Consider the following 436-nt stretch of genomic DNA (forward strand, 5'->3'; position numbering starts at 1 on the left):
CTGTTCAAGCGCGGCGACAACCGCTTGGAAGTGGGCAACCTGTTCAGTCCGTACTGGCAGGCTCGCCTGATCGACACACCGGACTCGGTGGAAGTGCTGCTCGGAATCACCCGCCTATGATCCATACGTCCTCCCTGCAGCGCCTGCGCTGCCCCCTGCTGGTTGCCGCCGCTGCGCTGCTGGTTGCCTGCAACAGCGACGCCAGTGGCAGCGGCGAACCGGGCGCGGTCAAGAACATGCCGCCGATCCACCTGGACCAGACGGCCGAACTGCTCACCGATGGCCAGACCGGTCGACGCGCCGCCTACCTGGAAGCCGTGCGCGCCTGTGAGGCTGGTGGCATCCCCACCCGTCGTCTGAGCGACACCGAGGTGGCGCTGGTCGGCGTTACCCGCTACGAGATGTGGCTGGACGGCAAGAGCGAAACCCTGCAGAC

Annotated in this window: 1 pseudogene; it reads left to right on the forward strand. The window is 66.7% G+C overall.

Features of this window, described 5'->3' with window-relative positions:
- Positions 1-116 precede the first annotated feature (116 nt).
- Positions 117-436 (forward strand): annotated as a pseudogene (locus VA603_RS00270) (hypothetical protein); the annotation flags it as partial.

Origin of the sequence: Stenotrophomonas capsici (assembly GCF_034961085.1) — a bacterium.
Classification (GTDB): domain Bacteria; phylum Pseudomonadota; class Gammaproteobacteria; order Xanthomonadales; family Xanthomonadaceae; genus Stenotrophomonas; species Stenotrophomonas capsici.